The 13581-nt window shown below is 52.0% G+C and carries 17 protein-coding genes and 2 pseudogenes; 15 read left to right on the top strand and 4 right to left on the bottom strand.

All coding sequences use genetic code 11. The features are described from left to right. Positions 1-385: 385 nt before the first annotated feature. A complete protein-coding gene (locus PDUR_RS06490; RefSeq protein WP_042209138.1) occupies positions 386-964 on the top strand; it encodes a histidine phosphatase family protein in 579 nt (192 codons plus the stop codon). Positions 965-1023: 59 nt separating this feature from the next. Here the strand turns inward: PDUR_RS06490 and PDUR_RS06495 are convergent, their stop codons facing one another. Beyond that, complete coding sequence (locus tag PDUR_RS06495; protein WP_042205562.1) at positions 1024-1452, bottom strand: PH domain-containing protein; 429 nt, start codon at positions 1450-1452, stop codon at positions 1024-1026. Between the two features lie 123 nt (positions 1453-1575). Between PDUR_RS06495 and PDUR_RS06500 the strand changes: the two genes are divergently transcribed. From PDUR_RS06500 to PDUR_RS06540, 9 genes and pseudogenes are all read left to right on the top strand, one after another. Next, complete coding sequence (locus PDUR_RS06500; RefSeq protein WP_042205563.1) at positions 1576-1779, top strand: hypothetical protein; 204 nt, start codon at positions 1576-1578, stop codon at positions 1777-1779. A 146-nt stretch (positions 1780-1925) separates the two neighbouring features. Next, on the top strand, positions 1926-2633 hold the full coding sequence (locus tag PDUR_RS27830) for a YjgB family protein (protein WP_042205564.1): 708 nt from the start codon (positions 1926-1928) through the stop codon (positions 2631-2633). Between the two features lie 272 nt (positions 2634-2905). Continuing rightward, positions 2906-3355, top strand: a complete 450-nt coding sequence (locus tag PDUR_RS06510) for a MarR family winged helix-turn-helix transcriptional regulator (protein ID WP_042205565.1) — start codon at positions 2906-2908, stop codon at positions 3353-3355. Between the two features lie 47 nt (positions 3356-3402). Beyond that, complete coding sequence (locus PDUR_RS06515) at positions 3403-4182, top strand: pirin family protein (protein ID WP_042205566.1); 780 nt, start codon at positions 3403-3405, stop codon at positions 4180-4182. Between the two features lie 73 nt (positions 4183-4255). Then, a complete protein-coding gene (locus PDUR_RS06520; protein ID WP_042205568.1) occupies positions 4256-4657 on the top strand; it encodes a DoxX family protein in 402 nt (133 codons plus the stop codon). Positions 4658-4700: 43 nt separating this feature from the next. Then, on the top strand, positions 4701-5240 hold the full coding sequence (locus PDUR_RS06525; protein WP_042205569.1) for an NADPH-dependent FMN reductase: 540 nt from the start codon (positions 4701-4703) through the stop codon (positions 5238-5240). A gap of 233 nt (positions 5241-5473) precedes the next feature. Continuing rightward, positions 5474-5665: pseudogene (locus PDUR_RS06530) on the top strand (winged helix-turn-helix domain-containing protein); the annotation flags it as partial. Continuing rightward, on the top strand, positions 5664-6029 hold the full coding sequence (locus tag PDUR_RS06535) for a hypothetical protein (protein WP_156130335.1): 366 nt from the start codon (positions 5664-5666) through the stop codon (positions 6027-6029). The pseudogene PDUR_RS06530 and the gene PDUR_RS06535, both read left to right, overlap by 2 nt. 132 nt (positions 6030-6161) lie before the next feature. Then, a complete protein-coding gene (locus PDUR_RS06540; protein ID WP_052410441.1) occupies positions 6162-7496 on the top strand; it encodes an MFS transporter in 1335 nt (444 codons plus the stop codon). A 334-nt stretch (positions 7497-7830) separates the two neighbouring features. On the opposite strand, the gene PDUR_RS30300 is transcribed toward PDUR_RS06540, so the two are convergent. The 3 genes and pseudogenes from PDUR_RS30300 to PDUR_RS30310 form a co-directional block, all read right to left on the bottom strand. Next, complete coding sequence (locus tag PDUR_RS30300; protein WP_042205572.1) at positions 7831-8265, bottom strand: recombinase zinc beta ribbon domain-containing protein; 435 nt, start codon at positions 8263-8265, stop codon at positions 7831-7833. Between the two features lie 14 nt (positions 8266-8279). Beyond that, positions 8280-8387 (bottom strand): annotated as a pseudogene (locus PDUR_RS30305) (hypothetical protein); the annotation flags it as partial. Next, a complete protein-coding gene (locus tag PDUR_RS30310) occupies positions 8366-8515 on the bottom strand; it encodes a recombinase family protein (RefSeq protein WP_156130669.1) in 150 nt (49 codons plus the stop codon). The pseudogene PDUR_RS30305 and the gene PDUR_RS30310, both read right to left, overlap by 22 nt. 353 nt (positions 8516-8868) lie before the next feature. Between PDUR_RS30310 and PDUR_RS27160 the strand changes: the two genes are divergently transcribed. From PDUR_RS27160 to PDUR_RS06565, 5 genes are read left to right on the top strand one after another with little or no spacing between them, the layout of a single operon-like run. Continuing rightward, positions 8869-9240 (top strand): hypothetical protein, encoded by a 372-nt coding sequence (locus tag PDUR_RS27160; protein ID WP_156130337.1) that lies wholly within the window; start codon positions 8869-8871, stop codon positions 9238-9240. 6 nt (positions 9241-9246) lie between these two features. Further along, positions 9247-9570 (top strand): CPBP family glutamic-type intramembrane protease, encoded by a 324-nt coding sequence (locus tag PDUR_RS27165; RefSeq protein ID WP_156130339.1) that lies wholly within the window; start codon positions 9247-9249, stop codon positions 9568-9570. 31 nt (positions 9571-9601) lie between these two features. Next, a complete protein-coding gene (locus PDUR_RS06555) occupies positions 9602-10003 on the top strand; it encodes a GntR family transcriptional regulator (protein WP_042205573.1) in 402 nt (133 codons plus the stop codon). Next, the gene (locus PDUR_RS06560) at positions 10000-11097 is read left to right on the top strand and encodes a DUF5808 domain-containing protein (RefSeq protein ID WP_042205574.1); all 1098 of its coding nucleotides are present in this window, start codon (positions 10000-10002) and stop codon (positions 11095-11097) included. Before PDUR_RS06555 ends, PDUR_RS06560 begins: the two co-directional genes overlap by 4 nt. Before the next feature lie 49 nt (positions 11098-11146). Next, positions 11147-13303 carry a serine hydrolase domain-containing protein gene (locus PDUR_RS06565; RefSeq protein ID WP_407944313.1) on the top strand — a complete coding sequence of 719 codons (2157 nt, stop codon included), beginning with the start codon at positions 11147-11149 and terminating at the stop codon, positions 13301-13303. The last annotated feature ends 278 nt before the right edge of the window (positions 13304-13581 follow it).

Genomic DNA, 13581 nt, shown 5'->3' on the forward strand with positions numbered 1-13581 from the left:
GGGAGATGCCCTTACGGTGGGGACCAAAGATATAGTTATCCGACGAACGGGAATTGCTCCGCCTTATTTCTTGTTTTACAGCTGTTTTGAGAGATTAACGGGAATTTCTCCGTCTTATTTACTCTAATTTCACTTCTTTGGGCCAAAACGGCAAAATTAGCTGGAGAAATTCCGCTTTATCGGATGGCAGGTGCTGTTATGGGAGAATTAGCGGGAGATTTTCCGGTTCATGGGGGAAGGGTGAGTGTCTGAATAGTGAAGGAGATAGTCCGAAAGCGAAGGAATGGGCAAGCAGGCTATTCGCAGGAAATCAGGCCGCACCGACGAATGTAGTAAACGGAATACTTTGGAAAAAGCGATGAATAACAAAGGGGAGTTCAAGAGGATGAATACGAGTCTGTACATGATCAGACATGCCGTTTCACCGTATGTTCACGGACAGGAGCGACACCGCGGCCTTTCGCTGCAAGGAGCATCCGATGCGCGCAGAGTGAAGGAGATTTTGAAGAACGAGGACATTGCGCATTTTGTATCCAGCCCCTACGCGCGGGCGGTTCTAACCATGCAGCCTTTGGCGGAACTTGCTGGCAAGGAGATTATTTTATATGAAGGGCTGCGGGAAAGAACTATAGGCAGGGAATTTGGGGATGAAGAATTGCTTGCTGCGATCCGCCGTTCTTTTGAAGACGAAGATTATAAGCTTGAAGAGGGAGAAAGCAACAAGGAAGCCGAAGAACGCGCCATACCGGTTATTGAGCGGCTGCTGCGGGAACATGCGGGAAGCAAAATTGCAATTGGAACTCACGGTAACATCATGTCAATCATCATGCACTATTACGATGAAGCGTACGGATTCGATTTCTTATTGTCAACGACCAAGCCGGATATTTATAAGTTGGAGTTTGCGGGCCAGAAGCTGGTGAAGGTGGAAAGGTTATGGGAACCGGAGCCTGACACAGTGTAAAAGCCGCCCCATCAGGGACGGCGTTCAGCAGCACTTCTTTTTCGAGGAAAAATCCGGATTTATGCGTTCAGACGCTTATGGTTCTGATGCGCCAGCGTGAGCAGCGCGACGTAGATCGGCTGGACGTTGAATTTTTTGCCGAACTCGAATTTGTACAACCCGATTTGCGGGTTATTGGTCTTGAAATACGGTGACTGAATATAGTGGATGGTGATTTCGCTGTCATCGAAGCCGGTGCCGCCCGTTTCCATCGTAACTTCGTAAATCGATTCGAGGGAGATGGAAGCAACTCGGGTCTTTTTGCCGGTCACGCCTTGGTGGTCGATAAAAATCAGCCGTTCGTCCGTAATGATAAACGTATCCCGCACAAGACGAAATCCCATCTGGATCTTTTCATCCGGCATGAGGTACATCCCGTACTGGCTGTTCAGCTCGGGAATGGAAACCTCGGAATAATTGCCTAGCAGTCCGCTAAATAGATTCGCCATTTCAAATTCCTCCTGAATTTTAAGAATAAACTGTGTTTATTAATTCTACATCATTCTACATTCATGGTGATTTTTCCTTTATGCCGCTGGCAATTCTAATTTTGAGATGGAGGTAATACGGATATGAACCGAGAGGAATTTATCATTTTTACGGCGCTGACGAGTTATTTGAAAGAACTGGATCTTAATCCGGCCGAGTATCTGAGCAAGCAGGAGCTGCTGACATATACCGAAATCGGCAAGGATTATCTAGGCATGGATACGGCGGAGTTTCGAACGGCTTTAAAAGAAATCATTTTGGAGATGGCCGCGAGGCATTTAAAATAAGTGCCGGTGCTGATGGGCGGATCAAATGCAAATTAGGTCTCCCGAGGTTTGGTGGGGTTCCCTTACTGCAACCTTTCCGTATGTGTGCCGTCTGTTAAGGAGAGGAATAGATCCAAGACTGTCCAATCAGCAGGGAGATGACACATATGAACAAGTATATAAAAATGATGACGGCAGGCGTTATGCTCACGGGAATGTTGACTCTTGCCGCATGCAGTTCCGGAGGTGGCGGAGAATCATCCCCGTCTCCATCTGCGACCGCTTCTCCGTCTGTGCCGCCTTCGGCTGCCGCATCGTTAGTCCCGGCGACTTCCGCAGCTTCTCCGGCGGCCAGTGATGCTGCCGCATCGGGCAGTCCGGGCGGTTCCGCCGCGCCTTCGGCCGCTGCATCGCCTGCCCCCGGCGGCGGCATGGGGCAGAATACGGCGGCTCAGCTCAAAGAACTGCTTGAGCTAGCCAAGCAGGGCAAAGCGCCGGACATTCCGTTCGCCGCGCATACAGGTCTCATCGACGATGTGAAGCAAGCCTGGGGCGAGCCGGACAAGGAAGAGGGGGCGGGCAAAGGCATCTACGCCACCTACAGCGCCAAGCATGCGGTGATCGGATTCAACAAGGGCAGCCTGATTTTTGATGTCCGGTCCAGCGCCGCCGATTTACAGCAGCTGACGCTGGAGCAGATTGAGGACACGCTTGGCAAGCCGAATGACGTGAAGACCAGCGGGAACGACAGCATCTATATTTACAATGCGGGCGCGCAGTATCAGTTGAAATTCGTGATTCCGAAGTCTACCGGTAAAGTCGATCACATTTCGGTCTTCTCCGAGCAGGATTCCATCAACAATATGGCCGGTTAGTAAGTAAGGTGGCAAGGCCGCAGGTTCAGGCGCTCAAGAGCAGTCAGGAGGGACTTCCCGCCTGGCTGCTTTTTTTCGGGGGCATGAACAAGGATTTGGAGTAAGCTGCGAAGCTAAGATAGCCGAGTTGAAATGCAGACACGCGTTATGATTTTTTTGTTGTTGACAATAACGGATTTACGCTGTATATTTATCTTAAATCAAAGACATTTTAAATAAAGATATTATACATGAAGATACTTAAGTCAAAGATATATATGGGAGGTGAGTCAATGCCCATGCAATTAGACGATGCTCAAGCGACTTCTCTCAAGCTGCTTGTTGTTCTTTCCAAGGCGAACAAAGCGATTACGGATCAGGCGGTAAAGGATGTAAGGGAGTACGGATTGTCGCCTTCTGAGTTTATGATTCTCGAGGTTTTGTACACGAAGGGGAAAATTCCGATGCAGCAAATTGGAGAGAAGATATTAATTACAAGCGGAAGCATAACCTACAATATCGACAAGCTGGAGAAGAAAAATCTGTTAAGACGTGTGCCATCCAATGAAGACCGGAGAGTGATCTATGCTGAAATTACTGAGGCTGGAAATGAATTATTTAATCGGATCTTTCCCGAACATGCTGCTAAAATCCACTCATTAATGAAAGCTGTCTCCCAAGATGAGCAGCAGGAAGCGATTGTACTGCTTAAGAAGTTGGGGAAACAGGCGAAAGAGAGTTAAACCGGTAGCTGCTAAAGTTTAAAATCCAATTAGGGAGGTTGTTCATTATGCAAACGATGGTATATACACCCGCTACGCAGGGAAGAGGCGAGTTTGACGGCGGGAAAATAAAGGAACAAAAGCCGATTGGTTTTTCGGGCGAAGGATCGGTTATCAAACGGGTGGGCCCTTTATTTTACTGGGCATGGGCCACTTCAAGCACCGAAGCCGGAATCGGTCTGCACCCCCATCAAGGCTTTGAAATTTTGACTTATGTGGTAGAGGGCAATGCCTTTCACGGGGATACTTTGGGAACTGACAGCACAGTCGGCGCGGGCGGGGCGCAGGTCATGCAGACAGGCTCGGGCGTAAGCCATCAAGAAAGACTGAGTGCGGGTTCGGAGCTTTTTCAAATCTGGTTCGAGCCGGAATTGACGGAAGCGATTCGGAGAAAGCCGACTTACCGGCAGTATGCGCATAAAGATTTTCCGCAAGAAACGAGCACAGACGGAATTACCGTAAAGACAGTTATTGGTCCCGGCGCTCCCGTTCAATTGGTCACAGACAGCGAAATGTGGGATGTTGAAATAAGCGGTGGTGCAAGGTATGTGCAAAAAGTACCTGCCGGTTATACTTTAACGGCTTTAGTCATTCGCGGGGAGGGAGCATTGGCAGAGCCGGGAGCATCGAAAGAGCCCGTACCCTTCCGGCACAAAGATTTCATCATCAAAGCGGTGGAAGCCGATACGGAGCTGGAAATCACGAATTCATCGGATCAAGACGCGCTGCGCCTGATTATCATCAAGGTTCCATCAAAAGTGAGTTATCCGCTTTACCCTAAAAGATAAGCGTGTCCATCGATTTTTGTCAAATATCTTTAAATAAAGATTATTAAATCCAAAACAATAGGAGATGATTGTGATGTTAGCATTGGGATTATTGGTGGTTCGTTTGGTAGTGGGGCTGTTGTTCATCGGGCATGGCGCTCAAAAGCTGTTTGGCTGGTTCGGCGGTTATGGCCCGAAAGGGACCGGGGGCTGGATGGATTCAATCGGCATTAAGCCGGGTGTGTTCATGGCTGTGCTGGCGGGGCTGCTGGAACTGATCGGAGGCACTCTGCTTGCTGTCGGACTATTTACTCCGGTTGCCGCCTTGTTCATTACGCTGACCATGCTCGGCGCCATCGTTAAAGTGCATGCCAAGAATGGACTATGGGTAACGGCCAACGGATATGAATATAACGCTGTCTTGATCGCGGTTGCCATCCTTATGGCTTTGGCGGGTGCAGGTGAATATTCGCTGGATGCGTTGTTGAATCTTTAATTGAGAGTTTAAAAATACATTCATTTCCTGAGGAGGAACTCACATGTCTAAATTAAATATTGGAATTATTCTCGGAAGTACGCGTCAAGGCCGCTTAAGTCCGCAAGTAGGCGAATGGATAAAGCATATCGCCGACCAGCGCGGCGACGCCAATTATGAAATTGTGGATATCGCCGATTACAAACTTCCGTTGCTTGGAGAAGCCGATGCTGCCGCGCAGGCGGCGGCCTGGAATGAAAAGCTGGCTTCGTTGGACGGCTTCGTCTTTATTGTTCAGGAGTACAATCACAGCATTACAGGCGCGCTCAAGAACGCCCTCGATTATGCACGCGAGGCATGGAACAATAAAGCGGCGGGGATTGTAAGCTACGGCGCTGTAGGCGGCGCCCGTGCAGCTGAGCATCTGCGCGGCATTCTGGGTGAACTGTCCGTAGCGGATGTTCGTATTCATCCGGCGTTATCCCTCTTCACTGATTTCGAGAACGGGCAGGTATTCAAGCCGGCCGATCTTCACCTCACGAACGTAAACGGCATGCTGGATCAAGTGGTCGGCTGGAGCGGCGCGCTGAAGACGCTGCGCTAATATGTCTCCTTCTCACTGCCAGATTTGGACTGTGCTTCAATGTGGGCAGCCGAAATGAATAACGTCATGCAGTCAAAAGGTGGCTCCTGAATTCGTCAGGAGCCATCTTTTTGTTCAAAATATAAGTTACTTGCGTCCTTAGGACAGCGCAGCCGTTTCTTCTTGCTGGAGTCCCCTGGAAAGGGCCTGTTATAATAGCGTGAAGAGTCCCGCAAGGGAGTGGGAGGATCGGCATGGTTCTGGAATTTAGTGAAAATGGACATACGGTATCCGCCGGGGGAATCACGGTTGAATTGTTCGCCAAAGAGTTCGCCCTGCTGCGGTTCCTGTACCGCAACCGGGGGCGGGCGTTCAGCAGGGAGCAGCTTCTGAACAGCGTATGGCCGCTCGAATATCCGGTGGAACGCACGGTAGACGATCATATTGCAACGAATGGCGGAAGCGATTGAAGGCCTGCTTAAGACGAAGCCTTTTTTGCGGGAAATCGGATGCTATAACATCATAAAAGGGCTCTGGATGCTGAGGAAGAATGAAAGACGGACGGGCGAAGTGCTGCTGGACGAGGGGCTTGGCGTGCTGGAGCTATCCGGATTCGTGCCTATACGGTTGTTTGGACTTTACCATATTGCTCATTTTTGTCGGCAGTTTGCGTTCAAAGGCGAGGAAGGGGTGCGGCGCAAATACGAGGCGTTATTCGCGGAAGAGCAGGCGCGCTGCGGACTGCCCGGACTCATGGACCGGATCGAAGCGGCGCTGAATGACTGTCTGAAGAGGGAGCGCCAAGGCTGAAAGTGCGGGCTGCAATGCTGTGCAATCACGCAGGTGGATCGGCCCACTCTCTGATATTTCTCTGACAATCCGGCGATATACTCGGCGTAATGAAAGGACGATAGAGCCGGATGGAGGAATACAAGAGTGAGAATGGAAGCCCCTTTGACTGAACAGAAGGCGCGCTTACGCCGCGGCCTGCTGAGTAACAAAATCTACATGCGTGTATATACCGCTTATGCTTCGGCAGAATTTGGAAACTGGTTCGACAGCCTGGCAATCCAGGTGCTGGTCGGCTACCGCTGGCAGGCCGGACCGCTGATGCTGGCGCTGATTCCCGTCAGTCTGGCGCTGCCGGGCATTGTGCTGGGCTCCGTTGCGGGATTGGCCGCCGACCGTCTGAACAAGCTGAAGCTGATGCGCCTGTGCGACCTGCTTACCGCCGTGCTGACCGCAGCGGTGCTGCTCGCTCCCGGCGTGCTGTGGCTGCTGCCGCTGCTTGCGCTGCGGTCGGCCGTCTCCGCGCTGAATGTACCGGCCCAGCAGTCGCTCACCCGGAGCATTGTCCGGGAGGACCAGCTGCTGCAAGCCGCTTCCCTTAACGGCTTCGTCACGCAGGGCTCCAAAATCGCCGGTCCCCTGCTGGGCGGACTGGCTCTGGCAGCCCTTTCGCCCGCCTGGTGCATAGCGCTGAATGCCTGCATGCGGCTGTTTTCATATGTGCTGCTGCTGTCCATAAAGAATGCTGATGTCAATGGGAGCATAGGTGCAAACACGGATGTAAAGGAAAAAGCAGGGGAACAAGCTGCCATGAACGCCGGGGATCAGGCTGCCAGCGGGAAGCCGTTCTCGGCACGGACAATGTGGAAGGAAGGCTGGAGCTTTATTTTCCGCAGTAGGCTGCTGCGCAATACGATGCTGTTCGGCCTGCTGGGCGCCCTGTCGATCCAGATGGTTGATTTTCAGTTCGCCAGTCTGTTCCGCAATCTTGCCCCGGATAAGGAATATTTGCTCGGCTGGCTGGTGTCGGCGGCGGGGGCGGGAGCGGTACTGACGATCGCCGCCATAAATAAGGTGGAGCGCGGTACAGGCTACGGCATAAGACTGGGCGGAGGCTATGCGCTGATCGGCGCAGCCATCGGTGGGCTGGGCCTGCTGCCGCCCGGCGTTTCCCCCCTTCCAGTGCTGCTGCTGGGTCTGCTGATGGGCGCCGGAAACGGGATGTTCATGATCGCCTTCAATTACTGCCTGCAAAAAGAAACGCCGCCCCATATGACAGGCAGGGTATTCGGCATTCAGAACATGGTGCTGAGCACCGTGATGATTGCCGCTCCGCTGCTGGGCGGCGCATTGGTCGATCTGGCGGGGCCGAGGCGGATCTTCGCCGGATTCGGCCTCGTGATCGCGCTGATTGGCGCGGCGGGAATGCTTCTTAGGCGCTTGCTGTGGCCGGAGGGGAAAGATGGCCGGAAAACGGCGGAAGCTTGAGATTCTGGTTGCCGGTTGGGAGCAAGCGGTGTAATCACCTGCTGGCTGTGCTGCAGGAAAAGAAAATACTAGAATGGCGATTGGCATTGAACTAGGGAGCAGGATAGTTTACCTTGTGATACGGTGAATCGTACCCTAAATAAGGGCAAGTTGTTTCGCGGAATTCCTTGCGGGACATGGAATTGTATACATGTGTGTAGGTTTTAAGCTAAGGAAGCGCTGGAAAGGTACATAGGGCTATCGTTTTTTGAGTGAAACATCCTCGTCACAACCCACGGAAGTAAACGGGCACCGTGAACCGGGGGAGGCTCCCCAAGGCCGGGAAAGAAAAGTGTCAGAAGTGTCGATGCCGGCAGCGTATACGTTTCTGTCGGTACTTTCGCTTGAGGAGAAGAGAAGACGCCCCTAGATCACGATGGTGAAGGGGGTTGCGACGACCGATCGTGTCGCTTTCGTAAAGGGCAAAGTACCTTTGCTTCTGCATATCCAGAGTTTTCAACTCGCGTTCGATTGCGGCGAGCTCTTTTTGAAGCGGAGCAACGCTTTTGCTTCGAGATTTGTTGAGGCTCACGACAATGTCGTCTAACAGTTTTGGCGTCTGTACTACCGCCGCGATTCGTTCGATGACGTATCTTTCGGCGAAGTCCGCTCTGACCGAGTTGGAGTTACAGACGCGGCTTCCCTTGTTTCGGAAGTTACTACAAAAGTAGTATCTTCGGACGACTTTTTCCCCAGCGATGCTTCGCAAGCCTTGTCCGCTCCCGTACATCCTGAAGATTTTCCTTACGAGCTCTGCTTCATGCCCAACTTGACGTTCTCTACTCTGGCGTTTCGCTGGAATTCAGCGATTACCCCGAGCATTTGGATGTTCAGCTTACCCGAGGCCGTCTCAGTGTCGAAGTCCTTCTCAGGTAGCTGCGGAACTTGACGTTATTGCGGTTCAGGTGTTCGACGATTTGGAGCAAGTCGGACATTTTGCGGCTGATCCTGTCTAGCTTCCAAACGAGAACCTCCTGAATGTTTCAAAATGGTTTGATCCGGTTTTAAGCTAGTGGGCAGGATAGTTTAATAAGGATACCACGGCAGCTGATCAGAAAATCAGCTGCCGTTTTCATTAAGCTAAGGGCAGGTTTGTTTAATGCTATAGCCTACGCAAACTCATATGACACTTTAGTTCAAACCTTTAAGAACATTAATAACCATACTAAGCAAGATGGAAGAATTTTCAACTGGATATTGCGTGGTATTATCATATGTGTTATATATGTAATATAACAAACAAACGAGGAGGTTGGTTTGATATGGAACGGTTTCGACATGTCAAAATCGCGCATGGTTAATGATTGCCTGCGCCATTGCCGGCGCGCTGCTGATGCCCTATTCGCTCGAAGTGCTTCCGAAGGCCGAGAATCCGGCGATGTCGCATCAGCAGTATGTGATCGTGCTAACGTCGGCTCAGGTTTTCCAGAACGGCATCCTTGGCTTCTTCGCCGCATGGGGCGGGTTGGCGCTTGCGAGCCGCGTCGGATTGGATGCGCCGTTACTCCGTTATTGGATCTACGGCGTCGGCCGTCCCGCAGCATCGCGGAAATGGTTTCTGATCGGTATTGCGGGTGCGTTCGTCATCACGCTGTTGATTATCCCTCTGATCGCCTTGGTTCAATCCCATCTGCCGCACGTGGATACTCCCCATCAAACTTGGTGGAAAGGGATGCTGGCGATTTTCTCCGGAGGGATCTTCTAGGAAAAAGTGCTTCGATTGTTCGCGATGTCGCTGTTCACGTGGCTGCTCGCAAAGCTGATCCGCCTCAAAAGTGCTCCGATTCCCTCGCTCGTATACATGACGGCAAACGTGCTTGCGGCCGTTCTGTTCGGAATGGCGCATCTGCCTCAGGCGAGCGCGATATTCGGGGGACTGACGCCTGCCGTCGTCGCGGCCACGATCGTGCCGAACGCGTTGTACGGCATTTGGTGCGGCTACCTATTCCGGCGGCAAGGCTTAGAATACGCGATCGTCGCGCATATGGCGGCCGACTTGCTTCTGCATGGCATAATCAGCCCCCTCGCTTCCTGAAGACGCGCAGCAGCCATAAGGAGAGATATTCATGTTCATAGAGCTCGATCTGCAATCGGAAACCCCGATTTACGCACAACTGGTTAACCAAATCGTCGAAGGGATCGCCTCCGGTGCCTTGCAGCCGGGGGACCCGCTTCCGTCGGTCCGACGCTTGGCGGAGGACTTGGGGATCAATCTCCATACCGTCAACAAGTCCTACAATTTGCTCAAGCAAGAGGGCTTTCTTCAAGTACACCGGAAAAAGGGCGTTATCGTTCAGCCCGACGGGATGCCCGGCGTGACGGAGGCCTTCGAAGAGAAGCTCCGGCAGCAGCTGCGGTCTCTTGCGGCGGCAGCTGCGGTACGAGGCATGTCGGAAGAGGCATTCGCGCAGGAGAGCAGGTCGGTGTACCGGGATACAATTACGAATCGCGGAGGGGAACAACGTTGACTGTACTGGAGACAATCTTAATATCCAGCTTTTATTTGTTTATCGCGTTGATGATCAGTATACAGGCCTATATCGGCTTGCGGACCCTGCTGTTCGGCATCACGCTGCCGGCGGAGGCCCTGCAGGATACGGCCGTCCGAGGCATTCGCCGGAATTACGTTTGGCTCACCGGCGGTTTTGCGATCGTCATCGGAGTAGCTTGCTTTTTAATGACGCGCAGTCAAACGACGAGTCGGAGTATCCTGTATTGGGCGGCAGGCATCTTGCTTTTAATGATTGTGTCGGTCTTCGCCATCCGGATCAGCCGGATGTCCGTGCAGCGCTTGAAGGCGGCCAGAGGCTGGCAGGTTGCCGTGCAGACGAAGCGCGCAGCAAGCCTCGCGGCCGGCCGGACACATGGTTCGGTGCTGGGCTCTTGGTGGTATTCGGCGCACATCACCGTGATGGCGATATGCATCTTCTTTGCCGTTGCGAGATGGAACGCGATTCCGCAGCAGATCGCGACGCATATGGGGCCGGACGGCTTTCCGGATCATTACATTCACAAATCCGTACGGACCGTGTTCATGATGAACATCGTGCAAGCGCTGATGATCGCGTTATTCGCCGGCTATAATCTGATGATCAGCCGTTCCAGGACATCGCTGGATCCCCAGGACCGGGAAGGTTCGTTACAGAAACAGCTGAAGCTCAAGAAAATCCATTCGGTTACGGCTTGGGGCATTTCGCTGCTGGGGATTGCAAACTTGGGGTTGTTGCAGGCCGTAATGCTGTACGGCTGGAATCTCAATCTGTTCTTGCGCTACAACATCTCGTTCATAGCGGTGTTCTTCTTGACGCTGATCGGCGTCATGCTTTACCTGCGAATCAAAGGTTTGGATCAGCTAAGGGACGTTCCGTCGCTGGAGGAAATGCACTGGAAGTGGCTCGGCAGCATTTACACGAACCCCGAAGACCCGGCGTTGTTCGTTCCGGATAGATACGGATTCTTATGGACGATCAATATGGCTAATCCGCTCGGTAAGATCATAGCCGCCACGGCGATAGTCGTTCCGGTAATCGCCATACTCGTAGTCATTTTCAATTTTCGATAAATAAAGCAATCTCGGAAGGAGAGTTCAAATGATGAAAAGCCGATGGATAATGGGAGCTCTGCTAGCTTTGTGTCTGCTGCTAAGCTCCTGGGACGACAACACAGCACTGGCAGAGATGCAGAACATAGAAGCGGCACTGAATACATCTGAGGTAATCGAGTCAAGCTCTGTACCGTTAACCGTGCTAACGGCAGCAATGGACACGCCTTCGAACGAGGCTGTGATTCCCTACGAAGCAACCCGGAAAGCTGCACAGGAGAAAGCCGACCTCCTCACGAAAGCTTACGGTACGAACAGCGTGCAGTACGCCATTATCGATCATGGCAACATCGTCGTATCCGGCCAATCCGGCAAGAATGATGAGCAGGGACAGAAGCCGCTCACGAAAGACACGATGTACGGGATCGGCTCGACGAGTAAAATGTTTACCACGGTTGCCGTCATGCAGTTGGTCGACCAAGGGAAAATCGATCTCGATACGCCAGTCGTCCAGTATATCTCCGAGTTTACGATGAAGGATGAACGTTACAAGCAGATTACGCCGCGCATGCTACTGAATCATTCTTCAGGACTGAACGGATCATCGCTGACGAACGCCTTTTTATTCGAAGATAACGATACTTACGCCCACGACACACTGCTCAAGCAATTGGCCGGTCAGACCTTAAAGGCGGACCCGGGCGCTTATTCGGTTTACTGCAATGACGGATTTACGCTAGCCCAGATTCTAATCGAGCGAGTCAGCGGCATGGACTTTACATCTTATATCCATAGATATATTACGGAACCTCTGGGTATGGCCAATACGAAGACGCCGCTCGATTCTCCGAACACAGCGAAGATGGCGGGACTCTATTATCCTACCTACACAGGACAACTCCCCAACGAGACAAGCAACGTGATCGGAGCGGGAGGCATATATTCCACGGCGGAAGACATGGCTCGATTCTCGCAAATTTTCACGGGGGAAGCGGAAGAAGTTTTGTCCGGTAAATCGGCTGCGGCCATGGCGCAAGACGAGTACAAGACGCCTTTGTGGCCTGACGATGAGGACAGCTCATTCGATTACGGATACGGTCTCGGCTGGGACAACGTCAATCTGTATCCCTTCAGCGAATACGGGATGAAGGCGCTGACCAAAGGCGGGGACACGCTTCTCTATCACTCATCGCTCGTTGTGCTTCCCGAACAGGACATGGCGGCAGCTGTTGTCACTTCCGGCGGGAGCAGTACGATCGACCGGCTTCTGGCGAACGAAATCCTGCTTCAGGCGCTGAAGGAGAAAGGGACAATTGCCGAATTCAAGCCTGAGAAGTCATACGGCGCGCCGGTAAAGGCTGATATGCCGGAGTCCGTGCTGCAGTATTCGGGAATCTATGGCGCGACCAGTACAAGCATAAAAATCGATATTACCGAAGAAGGCGTCATGTCCATCACTTCGGAGCAGTCGCCCGATAATCCAGCCCAGATCTTCGGGTATTCGGCGGACGGCACGTTCCGGAGTGCGGATGGGAATACGATGATTAGCTTCGTGACGGAAGAGAACGGCCGCACCTACTTATGGATACGTCAATACGCTTCATTGCCGGGTCTTGGGCAAATGTCTATATCAGTGTACAACGCCGAGAAGCTCCAGCCCCAAGATCTTCCGGCAGAGACCAAAGAAGCATGGATTCAGCGCGACGGCAAGAAGTATTATCGGCTGAATGAGAAGTATACGTCGCTCGTTTATTTGGTGTTGCCGCCCACCCAATTGAATGTGTCGAAACAATTGCCGGGGTACGTGTTGGATAAGCGAATAACGGGCCCGAATACAGCAGTCTCCGAATTGCAAATTCCGGGAATGAGCGGGCGGGATCTCTCAGGGTATATGTTCTTTAAACAGGACGGCGTTGAGTACCTGAATTTTGGTGGAAGGATCTTAGTGAACGAGGACGCCGTGAAGCCTATCAGCGTCGCTAAGAAGTCAATCGTTACTATTCCGTCGAGCGGCTACGCCAAATGGTATAAGATAAGCGACAAAGACGGGGGCAAGACCGTTAAGGTGAGCATGTCCTCGAACGCCTCCTTCGCCGTTTATAATGCAAAGGGAACATGCATCTACTTCAGTGTCATCGGAAGCAAGGATCAGGTCGCGCTGCCCGCGGGAGGATCCATTGTTTTCGCCGGGGATGCCGGCACGAAGTTCGAGATTTTTGCGCAGTAACGTCGCAATAAGCATTTCATAACTGGCCAAGATACAGTCCTGCGTATAAGAAAGAAGATCCCTCAAGAAAAGTTGGATGAACTAAAAACATCCATAAAAAGTGCCTTGATTCATTCCGATAGGTGAACATTCAAATTACTGGGAACGATAGTTGAACAATGTGAGATCAAAGAAGGGGCCACCCAGCAAAGGATGGCCCTTAAACTTGCCGTTATAGACAGCGCGGAGAACCGTACCACAAGTAATGGTAAACAGGGTTAGGCAAGAATTAATATTGG

The sequence above is a fragment of the Paenibacillus durus genome, from assembly GCF_000756615.1.
In the GTDB taxonomy this organism is placed as follows: Bacteria; Bacillota; Bacilli; order Paenibacillales; family Paenibacillaceae; genus Paenibacillus_AQ; species Paenibacillus_AQ durus.

What these genes read in the sequence shown, in the direction of transcription:
- PDUR_RS30300 (WP_042205572.1), bottom strand. Translation starts at nt 8,265, where the DNA reads ATGTACGGGAGCGGACAAGGCTTGCGAAGCATCGCTGGGGAAAAAGTC.
- PDUR_RS06520 (WP_042205568.1), top strand. Translation starts at nt 4,256, where the DNA reads ATGTTAGCATTGGGATTATTGGTGGTTCGTTTGGTAGTGGGGCTGTTG.
- PDUR_RS06565 (WP_407944313.1), top strand. Translation starts at nt 11,147, where the DNA reads ATGGGAGCTCTGCTAGCTTTGTGTCTGCTGCTAAGCTCCTGGGACGAC.
- PDUR_RS06500 (WP_042205563.1), top strand. Translation starts at nt 1,576, where the DNA reads ATGAACCGAGAGGAATTTATCATTTTTACGGCGCTGACGAGTTATTTG.
- PDUR_RS06515 (WP_042205566.1), top strand. Translation starts at nt 3,403, where the DNA reads ATGCAAACGATGGTATATACACCCGCTACGCAGGGAAGAGGCGAGTTT.
- PDUR_RS06525 (WP_042205569.1), top strand. Translation starts at nt 4,701, where the DNA reads ATGTCTAAATTAAATATTGGAATTATTCTCGGAAGTACGCGTCAAGGC.
- PDUR_RS06510 (WP_042205565.1), top strand. Translation starts at nt 2,906, where the DNA reads ATGCCCATGCAATTAGACGATGCTCAAGCGACTTCTCTCAAGCTGCTT.
- PDUR_RS27160 (WP_156130337.1), top strand. Translation starts at nt 8,869, where the DNA reads ATGCCCTATTCGCTCGAAGTGCTTCCGAAGGCCGAGAATCCGGCGATG.
- PDUR_RS06495 (WP_042205562.1), bottom strand. Translation starts at nt 1,452, where the DNA reads ATGGCGAATCTATTTAGCGGACTGCTAGGCAATTATTCCGAGGTTTCC.
- PDUR_RS06490 (WP_042209138.1), top strand. Translation starts at nt 386, where the DNA reads ATGAATACGAGTCTGTACATGATCAGACATGCCGTTTCACCGTATGTT.
- PDUR_RS27830 (WP_042205564.1), top strand. Translation starts at nt 1,926, where the DNA reads ATGAACAAGTATATAAAAATGATGACGGCAGGCGTTATGCTCACGGGA.
- PDUR_RS06555 (WP_042205573.1), top strand. Translation starts at nt 9,602, where the DNA reads ATGTTCATAGAGCTCGATCTGCAATCGGAAACCCCGATTTACGCACAA.
- PDUR_RS06540 (WP_052410441.1), top strand. Translation starts at nt 6,162, where the DNA reads ATGGAAGCCCCTTTGACTGAACAGAAGGCGCGCTTACGCCGCGGCCTG.